The sequence below is a fragment of the Streptomyces sp. SD15 genome (genome assembly GCF_054462255.1).
Genome location: NZ_JBTLMO010000092.1, coordinates 1 through 19,529, shown reverse-complemented (window position 1 = coordinate 19,529; position 19,529 = coordinate 1). Strand labels below are relative to the sequence as shown.

Genomic DNA, 19,529 nt, shown 5'->3' with positions numbered 1-19,529 from the left:
AACGAGATCAGCCTCGCAAGGAAAGTGTGATGAACATGACGATCGCCGTAATGGGGGGAACCGGACGCGTCGGCTCGTAGTCGTCGCTGGAATCGAGAACGGCGATGAGACACACGCCGCTCAGGGCTGTCTGCCCCGCCGTGGTCTCGGTCGCCGCAGTCGCAGCCCCGACCACCCCTCCCCCCACCTACCTGAAGGCAACGGTTCGATGAGCAGCACCGGCAATGTAATACTCAGTAATCAACTGAACACGCGAGAGACGTCCGAGTCGGCAGTCGCGATGTTCGACGAGCACGGGACGGTGGTCGCATGGACGCAGGCCGCCGAGCGGCTCGTCGGGTATTCCGCCGGGGACGTGGTGGGCCGCTCTGCCGCACTAGTCCTGCCATTTTCCGAGGAAGCGCCGACGATAGCGGCGTTCGTCGAGCAGTGCCGTGCCCGAAATGGCTGGTCGAGGACGACGGCGGTGCGCCACCGAGACGGCCGCATGCTCAACATCAACCTGCGGATCTCGATGCTGTGGGGGCGGGACGGAACAGTCCGCTGGCTCATCTCCGTGACCGGCAACGGCACGCTCTCCCGACAGGCAATGAACGGATCGGTGCGGGAGTCGCTCCTTACCCGCGCACCGATCGGCATCGTCGTTCGTGACCCGCAGCTGCGCTGCACCTGGGTGAACGACACGATGGAGCGCCACGACGGCATTTCCCTTGACCGACGGCTCGGACGGCGATTCACCGATGTGCTGCCCGGTGTCAAGGCCGAAGCACTCGAGGCAGTGATGCGGCAGGTACTCCACAGCGGCACCACCAAGGTCCACCAGTACCGAATGTGGCCCTCAACGAGTCCGCGCCAGAAGCACACAATGGCGGCTTCGTTCTTCTGCCTTCAGGACGCCGACGGCCAAGCGCTGGGGGTGTGCACCATCAACGTCGATGTCACCGAGAGCCGGCACGCGCGCGAGCGCCTCGCCATCCTCAGTGAGGCCAGTACGCGCCTTGGCAGGACCCAGGACGTGATGCAGACCGGCCAGGAACTGGCCGACCTTGCCGTGCCCCTGCTCGCCGACTTCGCCGTCGTCGACCTGGAGCAGTCGGTCTCGTTCGGCGAGGGGCCCCCGGTCCGCACCGGCCCGATGGACGGGCGCCTCCCCGTGCTCCGACGTGCCGGTCTGGCCTCGATCCACCAAGGGGTCCCGGAATCCCCTTGGGTGCGCGGTGACCGGGTCCCCATGACGCCCGCCTCACCCTTGACCGATGTCGTGCGCACCGGGAGGTCCCACCTGGAGCCGATGCTGGACACCGCTCCGGGCACGTGGATCGATGAGGACCCGGCGCGGGCGCAGAAGATCCATCAGCACGGCATGCACTCCGTGATGGTCGTACCCATCCGTGCGCGGCGCGCCCTGCTGGGCGTGGCGTTGTTCATCCGCACCGAGGACGCGGTGCCGTTCCAGGAACTCGATCTGCTCCTCGCCGAAGAACTCGTCAGTCTCGCCGCACTGTCGTTGAACAACGCTCGCGAACACACCACGTGCCTCGCGCTCCAACGCAACCTGCTCCCCCGCCGTTTGAGGGGCGGCGTGGCGGTCGAGGCGGCCTCCTGCTACCTGCCCGCCGACATGGACAACGGCGTCGGAGGCGACTGGTTCGATGTGATCCCGCTGTCCGGCGCCCGGGTGGCTCTCGTCGTCGGCGATGTGATCGGACACGGCATCAACGCCGCCGTGACCATGGGCAGGCTCCGCACCGCCGTACACACGCTCGCTGACATGGAGCTGCCCCCCGACGAACTGCTGGCCCGCCTCGATGACACGGTTCAGCGACTGGCCGAGGAAGACGCCGCCCCCAACCAGACCCCCGCGATGATGGGCGCCACCTGCCTGTATGCCGTCTACGACCCGGTCACCCGCCGGTGCGCCATGGCGCGGGCCGGGCACCCCCCGCCCGCGATCATTGACCCGCAGGGCCGGGTCACCTTCCCCGACCTTCCCACCGGAGCCCCACTCGGCATCGGGCTGGGGGCCCACTTCGAGGCCGTGGAGCTGGAACTGCCCGAGGGAAGTCTCCTCGCCCTGTACACCGACGGCCTGATCGAGACGCGCGACCACGACATCGACGTGGGAATGCACCGCCTGGGCACCGCCCTGGCACAACCGGATCGATCCCTGGAAGACCTCTGCGCCCGCGCGACGGAGACCTTCGCGGATCAGGCACCGTGCGACGACGTCACCCTGCTCCTGGTGCGGACCCGCTCACTCAGCCCAGCCCAGGTGGCCTCCTGGACGCTGCCGAGTGACCAGACCGCTGTTCGTAGTGCCCGGCACTTGGCAGCCCGCCAGCTGACCGAATGGGGCCTGGAAGGTCTCGAGGACTCCACGAAGCTGATCGTCAGTGAACTGGTCACCAACGCCGTCCGCCACGGCACCGGGCCGATCGGTCTGCGTCTGATCAAGCACCAAGTCCTGACCTGCGAAGTGTTCGACACCAGCGACTGCCACCCACGTCAGTCTCACGCACGCACCGCCGACGAGAACGGCCGCGGCCTCTTCCTGGTCGCCCAGCTGTCCCGCAGATGGGGCGCGCGCTCGGTATCGGGCGGCAAGGTCGTCTGGGCCGAAGAAGACCTGGCCTCCGCACCCTCACACGCACGGGCCTTCGGTACCCCGCCCGCACTCGAGGAGCAGCTTGCCTACTAGTGCCGGGTGTCTCTTTCGGTGGGTATATGTCCTGGTGGCGGGGTAGTTGACGGTCAAGGACCAGGAGCACTGCACCAGACCGCTGCCGGCACCGGAGATCACCCGGGCGCTGCTCCTCCTGGCCGAAGACCCGGATGCCGACATGCGGAGTGCGGCCGCGACGATAGCCTGCCGTCCTTTCGCCGGGCCGTTGATCCCCGTCGAGACGAGCGGCCCGGGGGCGTCGGAAGAGATGTCATAAACGGGCCCTGTGAACTGCAGCTTCTGTTTCGGCGAGGAAGAGGAAACGTCGCTCGCCGATGGCCTGGGTCGGTTGTGGTCCGGCCGTGCCGGGTGCTCAAGTATGGGTCGTTCGGTCGGCGTCGACCTGCATGCCCCAGCACCCGATCCTCGTCAGGACACCTGATGTCCCGGCCCGTGCCTCTCTCTGAGTGCACGCGGCGTCCGTACCGGCCTGGTGGTCGCTCCCGTCGCCCCGTCCACCATCCCGACACCGCGCGGGGACGTCTTGCCGCCGCAGCGGACCGGGCGTTGCGCGGCTGGACCGACGCCGAGGTCGCCGCCCACGCCACGGTCGGTCGGGCCCGGAGCGGCCGTTGCGTGCCCTCGGCCGAGACCGTGAGGGCCCTGGCGGCTGTCGTCGGCGTCGACCCTGCCCGAGCTGCTCCGGCTTCGCACGGAGGCGATCTGACAGCCGTACGCGCGCCCACCGACACCCCCAGGGTGACGCGCACCGTGATCGTGGAATCCCTCGGCGAGTCCCTCGACGCCCTGCGCCACCGCCGCCGTACCCCGGTTCCGTACCGGGTGCTGGCGCGCCGGGTCGGCATGTAGAAGACTGCGACGCCTCGTTGAACGGATCCTTCGGTCGTACAGCGCCGTGGCGGTGGTGTGGTCCAGGACGACCGCGATCGCCGCCACTAAGCGGCCGCCTGTGGGCCCTGCTGCGCCCCGCCCAGGCGCTCAAGCAGGGCCCGGGCCTTCGCCTCGGCTTCGGGGCTCGGCGCACTGCCGAGGGCGGAGGCGAACTCGGCGCGGGCCAGCTCGGCACGCTCAGCGTATTCGGCCTGGGTCGGCGTGACCTGCGCGAGCTCCTCGACCAGTCCGCGGTCGGCCGTGCCGTGCCCGCCGGCACGGCACGGCACGGCCGATTGGTCAGTAGCGGCGCCCGTCGTCGTTGCCGATGTCGAATGACGGCGGCGGCGCCGCGGGGCCCGGCCACCACGTGACGATCGAGGCGCCGGGCGGACCAGCGCAAAAGTCGGGGGAGGGGCCGCGATGTGCGGCCCCGCCCCCGCCGTCATGCGCGTCCGCGTGCGGGCGAGGGGATCACTTCAGGCCGAAGGCCCGGGTGATGCGCTGGTCCACGCTGTTGCCCCCGGCGTCGCGGGCGGTAGCCCGCAGGGTGACGAACCGCGCTGCGCGCGGCGCGTCGAGGCTGGTGCGCCAGCTGTTGCCGCTGTGCTGGAGCCGCGCGGTGTGCCAGGTTGCGCCGTCGTCGTAGGAGACCTCCAGGCCCACCGTGCGGATGGCGGCGGTCCCCGTCGAGGCGGACAGGTGCGACGCGGTGAGCGTCAAGTCGGCGTGGCGCCCCGTCTTGCCCGCGACATCCGTGTCGACCGCGTAGTCCAGCTGGATCAGCGGCATTTGGGCCAACTCGCCCGCGGCGCCCGCGCGGGAGGTGAAGCCCCACTCGGTGCGGGTGGACGTGGAGTAGGGGCCGGACCACGTGTCGCGGTCGTTCTCCGACACCAGACGGTAGGGGAGCGGGCCGGCGCCGAGGCCCGGGACGGTCATCGCGAACTGGTACCGGCTGGTCTCCTTCACGAGTGTGTCGCCCTGGTACAGCTTGAGAATGTTACGGACACCGAAGTTGCCGTAGGTCGCCCCGAGATGGTCGTTCCCGGAGTCACCCCAGGCGGGGATGAACACGTACAGCGTGTCGTCCTGGCGGACCGGGGCGTCGCCGTTGCCCAGGCGGGGCCGCTGGACGGGCCCGAACCACCGGACGCTGCTCGTCGTCCCCGCGCGGTAGGTCACCGCAGGCGCGTACTGCTGCTGCTCGCTGGGGATCTGAGCCCGGCCCGACCACTGCTCGCCCGCCGTGACGTAGTCCGTGCGCTCCCCGAGCGCCGGGGCGATCGAGGGGTTGAGGGCGCTGGGCCCGGACCGCGCGATGTCCTCGCGGTAATCCAGCGCCCTCCCGGCGCGGAAGTTGCGGAAGGACACCTCGACGCGGGCCAGTTCACGCTGGGCCGCCCGGTAGGTGAGGTCCGCAGGGACGGCACCCTTGTAGTCGTGGACCAGTTCGTACACGTAGTCGGTGGTCGGGCTGGAGGTGACGTCGAGCCGGGTGCGGCTCTTCCTCAGCCCGGCGATCAGCTGCTCGCCCTCGTCCTGGGTGAGGCTCGCGACCGTCAGCGGCGGTGGGTTCGGCGCCCCCCAGGGGGAGTCGCTCCACGGGTCCAGGCGGCCTGCGCCGTCGTGGACGACCAGGAGCAGTTCGGCGCCCGCGGCGGCGGCAGCGGCGGCCTGCTCCTCCACGGGCACCGTGCCGTTGCGGCGCACCACGACGGCCTTGCCCCGGGCGTTGCCAGAGGCGTACGCGGCAGCGGCGCCGTCTCCGGCGAACACCGCGTCGAGCCGGTGCCGGCCCTGGGACAGTGGGGTCGCGCTCCGGTGCACGACGAGGTCGTCGAAGGGCCGGTCGCCCGAGGTCACCGTGAGAGCCGGCTCCTCCAGCCGCCAGCGGGTGCCGAAGACGAACTCGCCCTCGGCGACCTTCTTGGTGGGCAGGGCCCAGATGCTGTCGTACGACGCCTGGGGCCAGCGCGAGGAGGACGACCAGTCGTCGTCGGCGAAGCCGCGGTAGTACTCGATGCGGGAGCCGTCGGGCGTGCTCGGCTTGGGCGCCACCGCCCTGACCTGACGGGCCCGGGTCGCGTCGAAGACGGCGGTGCGGTCCTGGTCGAGGACGACGTCCGACACCGCCATCAGGCCCAGCCCGAGCGAGTGCGGGCCATGGGAGCCTTCGAGGTCGGCCTCCATCCACGCGGTGTACGAACCGGGCGGCAGCCGCAGGTCCACCGTGCCCGACTCGTCGATCCGCACCGGCAGCCACAGCTTCTTCGCCGTCAGGATGACGGTGCCGCCGATCGGCTTGCCGCTGCGGTCCTTGGCCTTCAGCGTCAGCTGGTGGCGCTCGCCCTCCTGGCCGGCGCCGAGCGAGGTGCGGGTCAGCACCGCGCCGGACGGGTCGGTGGCCGTCAGGAAGCCGGCCACCACTTGGTCCGCCGCTATCTCGTCGAAGTGCGCCGTCACCGTCACCGAAGCGGTGCCGTGCGCCGGGACGGTGATCTGCGAGGCCGACAGGGTGAACGGGCCGGCGTCCGCGCCCGCGCCCGAGGCGCGCACCGCGAGAGCGAGGGTGACCGGGCTGCCGGCGGTGTTGGTGTACGTCACCTCCCGCTCGGTGGTCGTCCCGGCCGGCGTCGGCCAGGTGCGGAAGCCGAAGTCGGCGCTGCCGGTGGCGAACGTGCTCGCGGCCGTCGTCGTGGCGATGTCCAGGCGGCCGGTGCCGCCCTCGAACGGGCTGTACTGCGGCGTCGCCTTGGTGGTGCTGACCAGGGCGTTCTTGAGCTGACGGCCCGTCCAGTCCGGGTGCTCGGCGGCCAGCAGCGCGGCGGCGCCCGCGACGTGCGGAGTGGCCATGGAGGTGCCGCTCAGGGTCTGATACCAACCCGAGCCCTCGGGGGCGTAGTGGGAGCGCGCCGCCAGGATGTCCACACCGGGAGCGGTGAGGTCCGGCTTGACGCCTCCGTCGCCCACCCGGGGGCCCCGGCTGGAGAAGTCGGCGAGGGAGTCCGAGCCGTCCACGGCGCCGACGGTCAGCGCGGCGTCCGCGGCACCCGGCGCGCCCACCGAGAATCTGTCGGGACCGGCGTTGCCCGCGGCGATGGTGAACAGCGCGCCGGTCTCCTCGCTGAGCGTGTCGACCGCCATGCTCAGCGGGTCCGTGCCGTCGGTGGGCCGGCCGCCCAGGCTCATGCTGATGATCTTCGCGTGCTGGTCGCGGGCCGCCCACTCCATGCCGGCCAGCACCCACGAATCCTGGCCGTAGCCGTCGTCGGAGAGCACCTTGCCGATGTGCAGCTTCGCGCCGGGCGCGACGCCTCGCTCCTTGCCGTCGGACGCATCGCCGGTACCGGCGATGGTGGAGGCCACATGTGTGCCGTGGCCGTTGCCGTCCACGACCGACTCGCCGGGCACGAAGTCCTCGGTCGCGGCGACCCGGTCGGCCAGGTCGGGGTGGTCCGTGTCCACGCCCGTGTCGAGGACCGCGACGTCCACGCCCTCGCCGGTGTTGCCGGAGGCCCACACCTGCGGCGCGCCGATCTGCGCGGTACTGTCGGCGAGGTCCGCCTTCACCTTGCCGTCCAGCCAGACCTTGGCGATGCCGCCCTTGAGCCTGGGCCGTTCGCCGGTGTCGCGGGCCGCCGTGCCGGCACCGTCTCCGGTGATCCACGCCCAGAAGGCGTCCGACCGGGCGGCGCCCAGCGCCGCGCCCTGGATGCTGTCCAGCGTGCGCACCTTGCGGGCGCCCTCCGGCACCGGCAGGGCACGCGAACGGGCGGCGGCGTCGGTGTAGGTGACGATCAGCGGCAGCCGGTCGCGGTGCGCGTCGTCGTAGCCGTCCGCCAGGAGCCGCGTGACGTTGAACAGCTCCTTGTCCAGCAGCCCCGCAGCGACGTACGGCAGGGCGCTGTGCGGATAGACGTACGTGTTCTTGCCGGCCCGGTTGGTTTCGAAGCCGGTGTACCGGCCGTCCGGGTCCTGCACGGTCCGGCTCGACGTGCCGTCGGCGGCCCGGGTGACGGTGACCTTGTCGCCCGTCACCAGGGTGACGCTACGGGCGGTGCCGAGCGCCGCGGGCAGGGCCGCGGCGGACGCGAGGGATGTGGCGGAGGGCGGTGCGGGGGCCGCGGAGGCCAAGGCGGGCGACAGGGCCAGCACCGCGGTGGCGGTGCACAGCGCTGTCAGCCTGCGTCTGCGGAAAGGCAGAAACGACAAGGGAGACCTCATGGTTACGCGTCGGATGGGACGCCGAGGATTATGCGATCACCCCCGGCCGCCCGAACTGGCTCCCGCGTGACGCAGTTGGGCCATGTCGCAGAGTCGACATGCCGGACCGGGGCAAACAGGTGTCATGCCCCTCCGGGGCGCTGTCACGTTGTTGGGAGGGTGAGTTGCCTTGCCAGGGGCAACGAGGTTCCTTACGGGTGAGGTTCACCGACCGCGGCGCACATATAGCCACACCTCCACGACGATAACGAGGGCACCTACGAACCCCTAGAAGGTGACTCGGCACATTCCTTTCATGCCCCGCTCCCGGAGCCGACAGCAAAGAGAGCAGACCCACATCCATGCGAGAATCGAAACTCCCGGACCAAGACCAAGCACTCCGCTCAGCGCTCGTTCGGCCCATCGCCTCGCGGTGGGCTGGATGCCTGCACTGGACTGATCGGCCACCGCTGTCGAGCGCACTGTGATCGCTCACCGTCCTTCTCTGCAAGGACCTGAGGTGAGCACCCCTTCGGCCCGGCGCATGGCCGCGGCTCCGCCCTCGACCCTCAATCCGGACACCGGCGCGGAGAAGTGGCTGGTCACCCGGACACGGGAGCGACACAAGGCAGTTCACCGACTGCTGGCCCGCGGATGGACGATCAGCGACATCGCACGGGAGTTGGGCCTTGCCGGGCACACCGCGGAACGCTATGCCCACTGCAAGAACCTCGACGGCCTCATCGAAGGCACCCTTCGCACCACAGGCCTGGACGACTACAAGTCCTACCTGATCCGGCGCTGGAACGAAGGATGCACCGATGCCGCCCGTCTCTTCCGGGAGATCCAGACTCAGGGCTACCCGGGACGAACCTCGCAAGCGGTGCGACGCTATCTCCGGCCGCTTCGCACCGGCCTCGGCTCCATCCGGTCGCCGGCCCCGGTGCTCAAACCGCAGCAGGTCACCAACTGGATCATATGGAACCCCCAGCACCTGCGCGAAGACGAAGAACGCCAGCTGGGTGAAGTACTCGGCCGGTGCCCGGAGTTAACTGCTGTCCGCAGCCACGTGCATGCCTTCGCGCGCATGGTCTGCGACCTCGGCGGAAATAGCCTGCGGGCATGGACAGACGCCGTCCATGCCGATGACCTACCCGCCCTGCACGCCTTCGCCGACGGTCTCCGGCGTGATCACCAGGCTGTCACCGCGGGCCTTACGCTGCCCTGGAGTTCCGGCCCTGTCGAAGGCCACGTCAACCGGATCAAGATGCTGAAGCGACAGATGTATGGGAGAGCCGGCTTCGCCCTACTCCGCAAACGAGTCCTCCTGGCCTGACCCAAGCCACACTCCGTCACCCCGTCACGGAAATCTTGACTGAGCCAGTCGCTGGGCTCTGGTCCAACTTGTGTGGTGCAGTCACACCCGGTGACAACCGAGATTGAGTCCAGGCCGTGGCCGGTTCACTCGCCCCGATGGTGCCGCGTCCGACGGCGTGTTCTCCGTGCGGGCGACGCTGCCCTTGCGTCAGACCTGGCTGGCGCCGCCGTCGACATAGACTTCCGCGCCGGTCATGAAGCTGCTGCGGTCGGAGGCGAGGAAGACCACGACGCCGGCGGTTTCCTCGGGTCGGGCGAGGCGCTTCATGGGTACGGCCGCGGCGAGGCCCTCGAGCAGCTGCTCCGGGTCGGGGCTCAGCCCGGTGAGGCCGGGGGTCTCGGTGGGCCCGGGAGCGATGGTGTTGACGCGGACGCCCCGGTCGACCAGCTCCGCGGCCCAGCTGCGGCCGAAGGAGCGGATGGCGGTCTTGGAGGCGGCGTAGACGCTCATCGACGGCGATGCCTTGATGTCGATGTTGGAGCCGCAAAGGATGACCGATGAGCCGTTCTTCAGCAGCGGCAGCGCCTTCTGGACGGTGAACACGATGCCGCCGACGTTGGTGTTGAACGTGTCCGCGTAGTGCTCCCAGGTGATCTCGCCCAGGACGGCGAACTCGGCGATGCCCGCGTTGGCGAACAGGACGTCGAGGCCCCGGCCGGTCTCCCTGATGGCCGCCATGACCCGGTCGAGGTCCACGAGATCGGTGACGTCGGCGCGGATCCCGGTCGCCCGGTCGGCGCCGATCCCGGCCACGGCCTCGTCCAGCTGCTCCTTGCGTCGTCCAGTCAGGAAGACGTACGCCCCCTCGGCCGCGAGCGCCCGGGCCGCCGCGAGGCCGATGCCAGAGGTGGCGCCGGTGACGAGGGCGGTCCTGCCGTCGAGCTGTCCCATGAAGTAACTCCCTTTTTTGTACCGATCGGTTGCGCCGCCATGCTAGCAGCTTTTTGTACCGATCGGTAAAGTTTTTTGTACCGGGCAGTAGAGTGGGGTTCATGAGCGTTGACGACCGCCGCGGCAGGGGACGGCCGCGGGCCTTCGAGGAGCACGAGGCCCTCGACCGGGCGGTCCATGTCTTCTGGGAGCACGGCTACGAGGGCGCCTCGATGAGCGAGCTCACCGGCGCCATGGGCATCAACAAGCCGAGCCTCTACGCCGTGTTCGGCAGCAAGGAAGAGCTGTTCCGGCGAGCCGTCGCCCGCTACCGGGACACCTACGTGGCGTACGCGGCGGCCACCCTGGAGCAGCCCACCGCGTACGCCGTCATCGAGAGCTATCTGCGCGCCGCCGTCGACGCCCTCACCAGCGGCGGCCACCCGCCCGGCTGCCTCTCCATCCAGGGCGGCCTGTCCTGCTCGCCGGCGAACAGCGGCATCTCCGAGTACCTGGCCGACTACCGGGCGGCCAGCGAGGGCGCGCTCGCGGAGCGGCTGGCCCGGGCGGCGAAGGAGGGCGACCTCGCGCCCGGCACCGACACCGCGGCCCTGGCCCGCTTCGTCGCGACCCTCAGCCAGGGCCTGGCCGTCCACGCCGCGGCCGGCGCCGGGCGCGAGGACCTGCACGCCTCGGTGGACATCGCGCTGCGGGCCGTCGCCGCTTACTCGCCCTTCAGGGACCCGGTCACCCCAGCCGGGGCGGGCTCGCCGAGCATCTCGCAGACGACCGTCGCGTCGGCGGCGAAGACCACCGAGACGTAGCCTTCGACACCGGCGTTCGAGGGGGCGTCGGCGGGCTCGCCGCCGTGCGTCCCATCCGTGACGAGATCAGGGCCAAGGTCGAAGGGCTGCTCGTCGAACTGCTGCGCTGAGAGCGCTGCGGATCTGCCGCCTGCGGGTCATCTTCTTCTGGGGCGGCCCGGATAGGACCCGGCGGGACGTCTCTCTTTGCAGGATGCCCGTGACGCGCTGTTGTGGAAGCTGGAAGGCTTGTTGGAGTACGGGATCCGCCGACCCCTGACTCCGACAGGTACCAACCTGCTGGGGCTGGTCAAGCACCTGACCGGCGCCGAAGCGGCCTATTTCGGCGAGACCCTTCGGCCGGCCGGTTGAGGCGCCGCCGCTCTGGATCGTGGGGGCTGCCGAGCCGAACACTGACCTGTGCGCGACCGCCGACGAGACGCGTGAGCAGATCGTCGACGTACCGTCGGGTGTGCGCTCACTCGGACGTGACGATCGAGTCGCTTCCCCTCGACGCTGTCGGCCAGGTGCCGTGGGGTCCGCGGCCTGAGCTGCCACTCCGCCGGATTCTTGTCCACATGATCGCCGAGACTCCGCGGCATGCTGGGCATGCCGACATCGTCCGTGAACTCATCGACGGGACCACAGGACAACGGCCCGGGAGCGACAACATGGCGCCCGGCGAGTCGGCCTGGTGGGAGGAGTACCGAAGCCGACTGGAGCAGATGGCCAAGGAGGCAGACTCAGGCTCGTAGATCAAGCGCCCTCCGGCCCCGCTCAGTCCCTTCTTCCTTGGCGGACGTCCACTATGGGCAGCATCGTGGCGGTGGAAGGGGGCCGAGTTCGCGGGGAGTGGGGCCGACGGGTGTCGGAACGTCCGCGAGGCGGTCCAGGAGGCGGTCCAGCGCGAGCTGGCCGTCTTGGACGGCGGCTTGCTCGTCAACGGTGAGCGGAATGGCAGCAAGCATCTTCTGCAGGTTCTCCTTCGCCTCCTGCAGCTGGCCCTTGCTGGAGTCCTTCGGGGTGTAGAAGTCGCAGCGTGCGCATGCCATGCGGTGCTGGCACTGTTCGAAGAAGGTGTAGGTGCACCAGCCATGGAAGTCGACGTGCTCGTTGGTCTTGCGGTCGAGCATCGGCGGCTGGGCCGGTCTGACGGCCTGCCATGCCTCGATGGCCTGGCCGAGCAGCGGGTCGACGGGCTTGGTGAACGCGGTGCCGGTCTTGTGGGTGGGAACGTCCAGCAGGCAGACGGCATCGCGGGTGAGGACTTCGCTGGAGTCGCCGGGGATGGGCAGACCGTCGTGCTGCCAGCGGATGCACCCCACCCGGAGCCGGGCGATCTCATCACTGCGTTGGCCGGTCACCGTTGTCGACTGTGGTCAGAATGGCAGTTGTTCCAGGACGTGGCGCCGGAGGCGCCGACGCGGGGGACAGCGGCGCTGCGACGATCGTGGTCGTGGCCACGTCGGGCTGTACTTGGCGGCAGTTGCCGCCGCTGCTCGGCGCCTCCTGGCAGACGGCGCATAGACGCTTGACCGACTGGTCGGCAGCGTGAGTGTGGGCGAAGCTGCACCGGGTGCTGCTGGACTGGCTGGGCGCCGCAGGCAAGGTCGAATTGGTCCCGGTGCGCGATCGACTCGGTCAGCATCCGGGCAGTTAAAGGGGGCCCTTGACGGGACTGAATCCGACCGATCGCGGCAAGAACGGGTCGAAGATCCACGGCATCTGCGACCGGGCCGGTCTGCCGCTGCCGGTGGGTATCTCCGGCGCCAACGTCCACGACGGCCAAGCGCTCGTCCCGCTGATGCGCGGCATCCCACCGATCCGCTCGCGCTTTGGTCCGCGTCGACGCCGTCCGGCCAAGCTGCACGCAGACAAGGGCTACGACTTCGACCACCTGCGTAGTTGGCTGCGGCGCAGGCAGATCGTGCCCCGCTTCGCCCGCCGGGGCGTGGAGACATCCGGCCGCCTGGGCCGCCACTACTGGGTGGTCGAGCGCGCCTTGTGCGCCACGAGGCGCTCTGTTTGTATCCCTGGCTCAGCCGGGAGGAACTCGGAAGGAGGTTCCTGGGCCTGATGACTTACCTGGATCCGGAAGGTGAAGGGGACAACAGCATGTCAGCAAACCAGCGACTGGGCTCAGTTGTCAGAGACGGTGTGCTGGGAGGCCCGCGCGATATGGCGAAGACTGGATTGTTTGAAGCCCAATCTCCAGCAGATGCAAGTTCCCATCCGCCGGAAGGACAACTGAAACCGGCGCCGCACCCTGCACGGGGTTCGATCGTGCCCCCGTGCACCTCCGGGGTGCGGAGCGATGCCCAGCGAGGGCATTCAAGGAGATGAGTGGGACGCCTGTGTCGCGCTAGAACGTACAGCAGAGACGAACGTGGGATCGCCTACGGGACGCGAGTCCTATGGCGACGGAGGCCCCGTAGTAGTCGCCGGAGTAATGACCGGCCAGGGAGGACGGGAAAGCCGTCCACATCGGGCGAAGGGGGCCAGGTGACTCGGACACACCAGACCCGGGAGGTATGCGAAATGCAGATCGCCGCAACGGCGCCGTGTGTCCTGCGCGAGCAGCCTGAATCGCTCACGCTGTAGTCACTGGAGAGCCGGATGATCGGGAAACCATCACGTCCGGTTCGGCGGGAGGCCGCGCGGAAAAGGACCTGCCACGGCAGACACCTCGCCGCGCGGCCGACCCATCGTCCTGGCTCAATGGCTGCCGGCGCCTGCACAGGCGCTACGAGCGCAAAGCCGAGCACTTCCTGGCTTTCGTCGGCATCGCCAGCGCCCTCATCTGCTACCGCCGCTACACCAACTGCGACGACCGCTTATTGGTTTGCCGCCGGCCAGCCCAATCGGATAGGAAGCTTGCATGCTAAAGGGCAGCAAGGTCGGGCTCAGGGCCCGGCACGAGGACGACATCCCGATCCTGCAGGCCGAGCTCTACGACGACGTGGTCAACTCCTCGCGGTCCGAAGGCCGGCCGTGGCGGCCGATCACGCCCGGCTCGAAGGACTCGCGGCTCGTGGTGGACGACAAGGAGCAACAGCACGTCCCGTTCTCCGTGGTGGAGCTGGACGGCGGCACGCTGGTCGGCACCGCGGTGCTGTGGAACATCGACAACCACAACCGGTCCGCGCACATCGGGCTGGGACTGCTGCCGTCCTCCCGCGGCAAGGGCTACGGCACCGACGTCGTCGCGGTGCTGTGCCACTACGGTTTCGTCGTGCGCGGCCTGCAGCGGCTGCAGATCGAGACGCTGTCGGACAACGCCGCGATGCTGCGCTCCGCCGAGCGTAACGGCTTCGTCCGCGAGGGCGTGCTGCGCTCCTCGGCCTGGGTGATGGGCGAGTTCCTGGACGAGGTGCTGCTCGGGCTCCTCGTCCAGGATTGGAAGCCGGACTCGAAGGCCTAGGCTGCCGCCCGACGGTCAAGGGCGGGCCGCGGAGCAGACAGCGACGGTGGCGGGCGCGGCGGAGGAGGGCTTGGTGGTCGGGGCGAGTCCGGAGTAGGAGGCCAGGTGGGCTGCGGTGGGGAAGCTGGTGCCGTCGCCGACGGTGACCAGCAGGACGGCGGCGGTCCTGACGCCGACGCCGGGCAGTGACGTCAGGACCTGGGAAAGAGGGTGGGCCTCCAGCAGGGCCTCGATCTGTTTCTCCAGGGCCCGGCGTTGTTCTTCGACGGCTGTGAGGGAGCGGGCCAGGGACGGGATGACGGTGTCGAGGGTGCCGGTGCCGGGCACGACGACGCTCTGCTCGTCGAGCGCGTCGAAGACGTCGTCGATCAGCCGCTGGGCCATCCGGGGAGCCTTGAGCCGGATGACCTCGACGAGTTTGCGGCGTCCGGCTTTCCGTAGAGAGGCCGGGGAGCCGTAGCGTTCCAGCAGCCAGGTCACGGCCTGATGGTCCAGGCGGGGCCCGAGAACGCACTCCAGTGACGGGTGGAACTGGGTGAGCAGCCCGCGGATCCGGTTGTGCGGGTGGCCTCGGCGGCAAGGTCCTGGTCGAAGCCATTACCGAGTGCCCTGTAAGTGCGTGGATCGCTCGTTGGAGCGATCTGTAGAGCCGTCGCGTTCTCCTTTACCGATCTGGACAAGCCTCTTCGCGACGTCAGGGCGTACGGAGAGGGGAGCCGACGCGAAGCGTGATCGTTGCCCCTTGGCTGGCTATTGACCGGCCATGTGGGGCCGCAGAGCCGGCGACCCGCTGTCGACGGTGCTGCCGGTGGCGAGGAGGAGCTGTCCGAGGAGACCCAGCTCACTCGGGGTCTTAGAACCTGGGCGTCCTGCGCTGGCAACAGCGGTTCGGCAAGAAGGACGACCAGGGCGGAGACGAGGCTGGTGGTGTCCGAGGGATAAAGGCGACGACGCATGGCAGTGGTCTTCCGCGGCGGGTACCGCCCACCGTCCGGACGGCCCCCGCAGCTGGTCAGGAGCTGGGAATGAGGTCGAGGGTGGAGTCGATGGAGTTGAACTCGGCGACGATGTGCTTGACCTACTTGTCGTTCGGGTGGGCGGCGGCGTGCGGGGCGACGATGCCGGTGAGGAACCGGCGGAACTTGGTCAGCTTCTCGCTGTACAGCCAGGTACTCGGGACCTGCTGACGCTCCTGGGCACGGGCGCTGGTTTTCCTTGGCTACCTCATAGGGGCCCGCGAGCGCGGGCAGCGGAGTCGGGGGCTGTTCCGGCGGGGTTCGGCTGTGCCATGTTTGGCGTGGCGCTCAGCGCGAGCCGGGCACGGCGCCGTCAGAGCCAGGACAAACTAGCCCAGGTCGAGAAAGCGATCAGCCAACTGTGGTGCGAACGCGGCTGATTGAGTATCCCGGGCATCGCCGCGAGGGCCGGGGTGTCCGTCACCTTCTGCTACGAGAACCCGCAGGCCCGCGCCCTGGTCCAGGGAGCCGTCGCGGACGCCCGCCGACGGCGCGATGCCGGCGCCCGGCAGGAACACGACCGCATCGAGGCGTCGTGGCGCGAGCGGGCGCTCAACGCGGAGGACGCGCTCACCCGCACCCAACAGGCACTCTTCGCACAGCGCAAGCAGACCGGTGAACCGTTCCGGGTTCGGTAGAGATCTCAGATGTTGGCTGTGACCTGGGAGTTCGTGGTTGCTCGGTAGAAGTTGACTTCGTATTCGACGGGCGGGATGTGCCCTATCTCACCGTGGAGTCGACGGTGGTTGTACCAGTCGACCCACTCGGCAGTGGCGAGCTCGACGTGCGACAGCGTCTTCCATGGCCGCTGCGGCTTGATGACTTCGGTCTTGAACAGGCCGATCGTCGACTCCATGAGCGCGTTGTCGTAAGCGTCGCCGACTGACCCGATCGAGGCCGCGATCCGGGCCGAGTCCAGGTGTTCGGCGAGGAGAAATGATGTGTATTGCGACCCGGCATCGGAGTGGTGCACCAACTCGCCGGGGATGGGCGGACGGCCGTCTCGGTCGCGCTGCCACAGGCCCATGTCCAGGGCGTCCAGCACGAGTTGGGTCTGTTTCGACAGCGACGCGGACCAGCCGACGATGCGGCGGGAGAAGGTGTCCACGATGAACGCGACATAGACGACGCCCGCCCAGGCGGCGACGTGCGTGAAGTCGGCGACCCAGGTCCGGTTCGGCGCCGGTGCAACGAACTCGCGGTCGAGCAGGTCCGGGGCCCTGGCCGCCGCCGGGTCCGGCATGGTCGTGATGACCTTCTTACCGCGGACGGCGCCGGCGATGCCGATCTCGCGCATCAGACGCTCGACCGTGCAGCGGGCCACTCTCTGACCCTGCCGGTTCAGCTGCCGCCAGACCTTCCTCGCGCCATAGACACGGTAGTTGGCCTCGTAGACCTCCCTGATCTGTTCCTTGAGCCCTTTGTCCCGCACGGACCGCGGCGAGGGTGCCAACTGGCGTTTCTTGCAGGCGTAGTAGGTGGAAGGGGCGATCTTGCAGCCGTGCTGGGTCAGCACGCGGCAGATCGGCTCGACACCGCCGAAGCGGTCCCGGTGCTCGTCGATGAACGCTACGAGCGTGTGTGTGGCCGGTCGAGCTCGGCCGCGAAGAAACTCGCCGCCGCCTTCAAGATCTCGTTCGCCCGCTTGAGTTCGGCGATCTCCTTCTTCATCGCCTTGACCTGCGCGGACTCCTCTGTCGTCGTCCCCGGCCGGGCTCCGTTGTCGATCTGGTCCTGGCGGACCCACTTACGCAGCGTCTCGGTCGTCCCGATCCCCAGTTTGGCGGCGACCGCCTTCATCGCGGACCACTCGGTGTCGTACTCGGGCCGCACCTCGGCGACCATGCGGACCGCACGTTTGCGCAGCTCAAGGGGGTAAGGGGAAGGGCGTGCCATGACTCGATCCTCTCAATAAATCGAGTCCCTACCGAACCCGGAACGGTTCACGGGGAGCTGATGGGGCAGCTCCGGGACGCCGAGCAAAGCGTCCCCGGAGAGAACGCCGCCCTCAAACGCCGCCTGGACCAGATGGCCCGGGAACACCGTTCCCTCCAGGAACGGCTCGACGGCGCACCACACGCTCCAACCTCCGGTTCGCCGACAAACGCGTCGCTGCCCTCGAAGCCCATCTCCTCGAACTCCAGCCGCCCACAGGCGCCGACCCCTCGCAGAGGAGCCATCCATGAAGAAGACGACGATCGTCCCGGGTCTCGCAGTCAGCGAGACGATGTACGAGGCGGCGTCCGCCGGGATCGCCGCGCACGCTCCCGAACTCGCCCCCGCTCACCTGGGAGCAGTTCACCTCGCCGGACAGCTGGTGGCTGATACCGGACGACTCCGGCAGCGCCTACAAGGCCGAACTGGTGCTCCGCCAGGGCATCGACCGCACCGTGAAAATCAATCTCTGGAACGCGCCCGACCGGCGCGGCGATACCGCACCCAAGCCCCACAGCCACCCGTGGGCGTTCACCGCCCACATCCTGACGGGAGGCTACAACGAGGACCGCTACACCCTCACTGGCGACCATGTGCACACCCAGCTCGACGTCACCCACCTCGGCGGCAGCACCAACAGCATCTCCCACAGCGACTATCACGAAGTCACCGAGATCCATGAGCGAGGCCGCACCCTCAGCCTGATGGTGTGCGGGCCCGGCCAGCGCGGCGCGTGGGGCTACCTCGACACCGACGCCGGACGGCACGTTCCCCACCAGCCCGCCCCGGATTCGCGGTGAGGCTGCGTGCCATCAACCGCCACCAGCCTTGAAGTTGAAGAACGCGCGCCCTTGGATGCACCAAGGGCTCCGTGTACCACCGGCTTTGCGCCCTGTCGGCATCATCCGGGTGCCGGTCACGCTGAGGTTGGCCCTGAGGGGAACTGTTTCGGCGGCCGTCGCCTTCGGCTGTGTTCGCCCCATGCGTACGTGCTGTGCCCAGCCCCACACAGCCGACCAACTCTCCACGCGGAGCTTCAGGCATGTACCTCCCGAGCATGGATATGCCCTTCCCTAAACGCCGCGACCCCGATGTTTCCTGGGCGGAAACCCGCACCCGGGCGTGGATCGCCGAACGCGACCTGGACCCGATCGGGTTGCGCAAGTCGTTCGTCCTCCTCAAGTTCGGTCCCTCGACGACCTGAACCGCTATTCAGCCGAATCCCAGAGGACGACGTCGAGTGGGTCCAGGTCTTGTTTCGTCGTGGCGCGGAGGAGGAACCGCTTCATGCGCACGTCGGCCGCTAGATGGAGTCGAGCACGTCCGTTGGCAGTGCCCCGAGGGGCTCGTACGAGGAGGTGCATTCGGCGGCTGCCGTAGAGCTCGTTGTCCTTAGAGGTTGTCTCACGTGGCAAGTTTCGCGAGCTTCTTGTAGCAGGTCAGGGCGGCGGCCAGGCCGAGGAAGGCGAGGAAGTGCGAGCCCTTTCGTTCGTATCGGACGGTGAGGCGGCGGTAGCCGAAGAGCCAGGCGATCGACCGTTCGATCTTCCAGCGGTGCCGACCGAGGCGTTCGCCGGACTCGATGCCGGGCCGCGCGATGCGCGCGACGAGCCCGCGCTCGCGCAGCCAGGCCAGGTGTTCGGCGGAGAAGTACGCCTTGTCCGCGCGGAGTTTGACGGGTCGGCGCCGCCGTGGTCCCCGGCGGGACCGGACGGCGGGTATGCCGCGGATGAGCGGCTTGAGGGCGAGGCTGTCGTGCATGTTCGCGCCGGACACGGCGACGGCAAGCGGGATGCCCTGGGCATCGGACAACACGTGCAGCTTGCTGCCCTTCTTGCCGCGATCGACCGGGTTCGGCCCGGTCAGCGATCCCCCCTTTTGGCGCGAACGGAGGCCGCGTCGACGATCGCCGAGGTCCAGTCCACCTCGCCGCGGGCCCCGAGTTCGTCCAGCACCGCCAGGTGCAGCCGACGCCACAGGCCGGCCTCGGTCCATACCGTGAAGCGGCGATGCGCGGTGGCGGGCGACGTGCCGAACGTCGGCGGCAGATGCCGCCAGGCACAGCCGCTGGTCAGCGCGTACACCACTGCCGTGAACACGGCCCGCTCGTCACACGGAGCGGTCCCACCACCTTGCGGACGAGCAGCGAATGACGGCAGCAACGGGGCGGCCAGCTCCCAGAGTTCATCAGGAACCAGACGCTTCGATAGATCAGCACCCACGACCGGCAGCATGCCGCACGAACATCAAGTCACGTGAGACAACCTCTAAGACGTCATCTCATTTGGTGAGTCTGCGATAGCAGATGAGGGTGCAGGCGATGCTGGTGAAGGCGAGGAAGTGGTCG

13 protein-coding genes and 6 pseudogenes are annotated in these 19,529 nt (G+C 68.9%); 11 read left to right on the top strand and 8 right to left on the bottom strand.

Features of this window, described 5'->3' with window-relative positions; genetic code table 11:
• The first annotated feature begins 208 nt into the window (after nucleotides 1–208).
• Nucleotides 209–2,698: a SpoIIE family protein phosphatase gene (locus ACX28W_RS42340; protein WP_459005446.1), complete on the top strand. Its 2,490-nt coding sequence runs from the start codon at nucleotides 209–211 to the stop codon at nucleotides 2,696–2,698.
• Between the two features lie 531 nt (nucleotides 2,699–3,229).
• Nucleotides 3,230–3,532 carry a helix-turn-helix domain-containing protein gene (locus tag ACX28W_RS42335; RefSeq protein WP_459005445.1) on the top strand — a complete coding sequence of 101 codons (303 nt, stop codon included), beginning with the start codon at nucleotides 3,230–3,232 and terminating at the stop codon, nucleotides 3,530–3,532.
• A gap of 86 nt (nucleotides 3,533–3,618) precedes the next feature.
• Here ACX28W_RS42335 and ACX28W_RS42330 read toward each other — a convergent pair whose 3' ends face one another.
• Together ACX28W_RS42330 and ACX28W_RS42325 are read right to left on the bottom strand one after the other, a co-directional pair.
• Nucleotides 3,619–3,843: a hypothetical protein gene (locus tag ACX28W_RS42330; protein WP_459005444.1), complete on the bottom strand. Its 225-nt coding sequence runs from the start codon at nucleotides 3,841–3,843 to the stop codon at nucleotides 3,619–3,621.
• Between the two features lie 184 nt (nucleotides 3,844–4,027).
• A complete protein-coding gene (locus ACX28W_RS42325; protein WP_459005443.1) occupies nucleotides 4,028–7,768 on the bottom strand; it encodes a S8 family peptidase in 3,741 nt (1,246 codons plus the stop codon).
• Nucleotides 7,769–8,222: 454 nt separating this feature from the next.
• Here ACX28W_RS42325 and ACX28W_RS42320 point away from each other — a divergent pair.
• A pseudogene (locus tag ACX28W_RS42320) lies at nucleotides 8,223–9,095 on the top strand (ISL3 family transposase); the annotation flags it as partial.
• Between the two features lie 189 nt (nucleotides 9,096–9,284).
• Here the strand turns inward: ACX28W_RS42320 and ACX28W_RS42315 are convergent.
• Nucleotides 9,285–10,028 carry an SDR family NAD(P)-dependent oxidoreductase gene (locus ACX28W_RS42315; RefSeq protein ID WP_459005442.1) on the bottom strand — a complete coding sequence of 248 codons (744 nt, stop codon included), beginning with the start codon at nucleotides 10,026–10,028 and terminating at the stop codon, nucleotides 9,285–9,287.
• Nucleotides 10,029–10,129: 101 nt separating this feature from the next.
• Between ACX28W_RS42315 and ACX28W_RS42310 the strand changes: the two genes are divergently transcribed.
• Nucleotides 10,130–10,831: a TetR/AcrR family transcriptional regulator gene (locus tag ACX28W_RS42310; RefSeq protein ID WP_459005441.1), complete on the top strand. Its 702-nt coding sequence runs from the start codon at nucleotides 10,130–10,132 to the stop codon at nucleotides 10,829–10,831.
• A gap of 186 nt (nucleotides 10,832–11,017) precedes the next feature.
• Nucleotides 11,018–11,565: pseudogene (locus tag ACX28W_RS42305) on the top strand (DinB family protein).
• A gap of 51 nt (nucleotides 11,566–11,616) precedes the next feature.
• On the opposite strand, the gene ACX28W_RS42300 reads toward ACX28W_RS42305, so the two are convergent.
• Nucleotides 11,617–12,174, bottom strand: a complete 558-nt coding sequence (locus ACX28W_RS42300) for a hypothetical protein (protein ID WP_459005447.1) — start codon at nucleotides 12,172–12,174, stop codon at nucleotides 11,617–11,619.
• Between ACX28W_RS42300 and ACX28W_RS42295 the strand changes: the two are divergent.
• From ACX28W_RS42295 to ACX28W_RS42285, 3 genes and pseudogenes are all read left to right on the top strand, one after another.
• Nucleotides 12,154–12,815: pseudogene (locus ACX28W_RS42295) on the top strand (IS5 family transposase); the annotation flags it as partial. The gene ACX28W_RS42300 and the pseudogene ACX28W_RS42295 sit on opposite strands and share 21 nt — an antisense overlap.
• Before the next feature lie 703 nt (nucleotides 12,816–13,518).
• A pseudogene (locus tag ACX28W_RS42290) lies at nucleotides 13,519–13,632 on the top strand (IS5/IS1182 family transposase); the annotation flags it as partial.
• Between the two features lie 56 nt (nucleotides 13,633–13,688).
• Nucleotides 13,689–14,231 (top strand): GNAT family N-acetyltransferase, encoded by a 543-nt coding sequence (locus ACX28W_RS42285; protein ID WP_459005440.1) that lies wholly within the window; start codon nucleotides 13,689–13,691, stop codon nucleotides 14,229–14,231.
• A 54-nt stretch (nucleotides 14,232–14,285) separates the two neighbouring features.
• Here the strand turns inward: ACX28W_RS42285 and ACX28W_RS42280 are convergent.
• Nucleotides 14,286–14,830 (bottom strand): annotated as a pseudogene (locus ACX28W_RS42280) (transposase); the annotation flags it as partial.
• Nucleotides 14,831–15,243: 413 nt separating this feature from the next.
• Nucleotides 15,244–15,429: pseudogene (locus ACX28W_RS42275) on the bottom strand (hypothetical protein); the annotation flags it as partial.
• A 198-nt stretch (nucleotides 15,430–15,627) separates the two neighbouring features.
• Between ACX28W_RS42275 and ACX28W_RS42270 the strand changes: the two are divergent.
• Entirely contained in the window at nucleotides 15,628–15,885 is a 258-nt protein-coding gene (locus ACX28W_RS42270) for a hypothetical protein (RefSeq protein ID WP_459005439.1), read from the top strand.
• 5 nt (nucleotides 15,886–15,890) lie between these two features.
• On the opposite strand, the gene ACX28W_RS42265 is transcribed toward ACX28W_RS42270, so the two are convergent.
• Nucleotides 15,891–17,143, bottom strand: a protein-coding gene (locus ACX28W_RS42265) for an IS3 family transposase (RefSeq protein ID WP_459005438.1) whose coding sequence is annotated in 2 segments (ribosomal slippage) — nucleotides 15,891–16,861 and nucleotides 16,861–17,143 — 1,254 coding nt in all. Because the reading frame shifts where the segments join, the coding sequence is not laid out codon by codon here.
• 494 nt (nucleotides 17,144–17,637) lie between these two features.
• Between ACX28W_RS42265 and ACX28W_RS42260 the strand changes: the two genes are divergently transcribed.
• Together ACX28W_RS42260 and ACX28W_RS42255 are read left to right on the top strand one after the other, a co-directional pair.
• A complete protein-coding gene (locus tag ACX28W_RS42260) occupies nucleotides 17,638–17,982 on the top strand; it encodes a hypothetical protein (protein WP_459005437.1) in 345 nt (114 codons plus the stop codon).
• A 257-nt stretch (nucleotides 17,983–18,239) separates the two neighbouring features.
• Nucleotides 18,240–18,386 (top strand): hypothetical protein, encoded by a 147-nt coding sequence (locus ACX28W_RS42255; protein WP_459005436.1) that lies wholly within the window; start codon nucleotides 18,240–18,242, stop codon nucleotides 18,384–18,386.
• A gap of 200 nt (nucleotides 18,387–18,586) precedes the next feature.
• Here the strand turns inward: ACX28W_RS42255 and ACX28W_RS42250 are convergent.
• A protein-coding gene (locus ACX28W_RS42250) for an IS5 family transposase (protein ID WP_459005435.1) occupies nucleotides 18,587–19,404 on the bottom strand; the annotation gives its coding sequence in 2 pieces (ribosomal slippage) (nucleotides 18,587–19,062 and nucleotides 19,062–19,404; 819 coding nt in all).
• Nucleotides 19,405–19,529 lie beyond the last annotated feature (125 nt).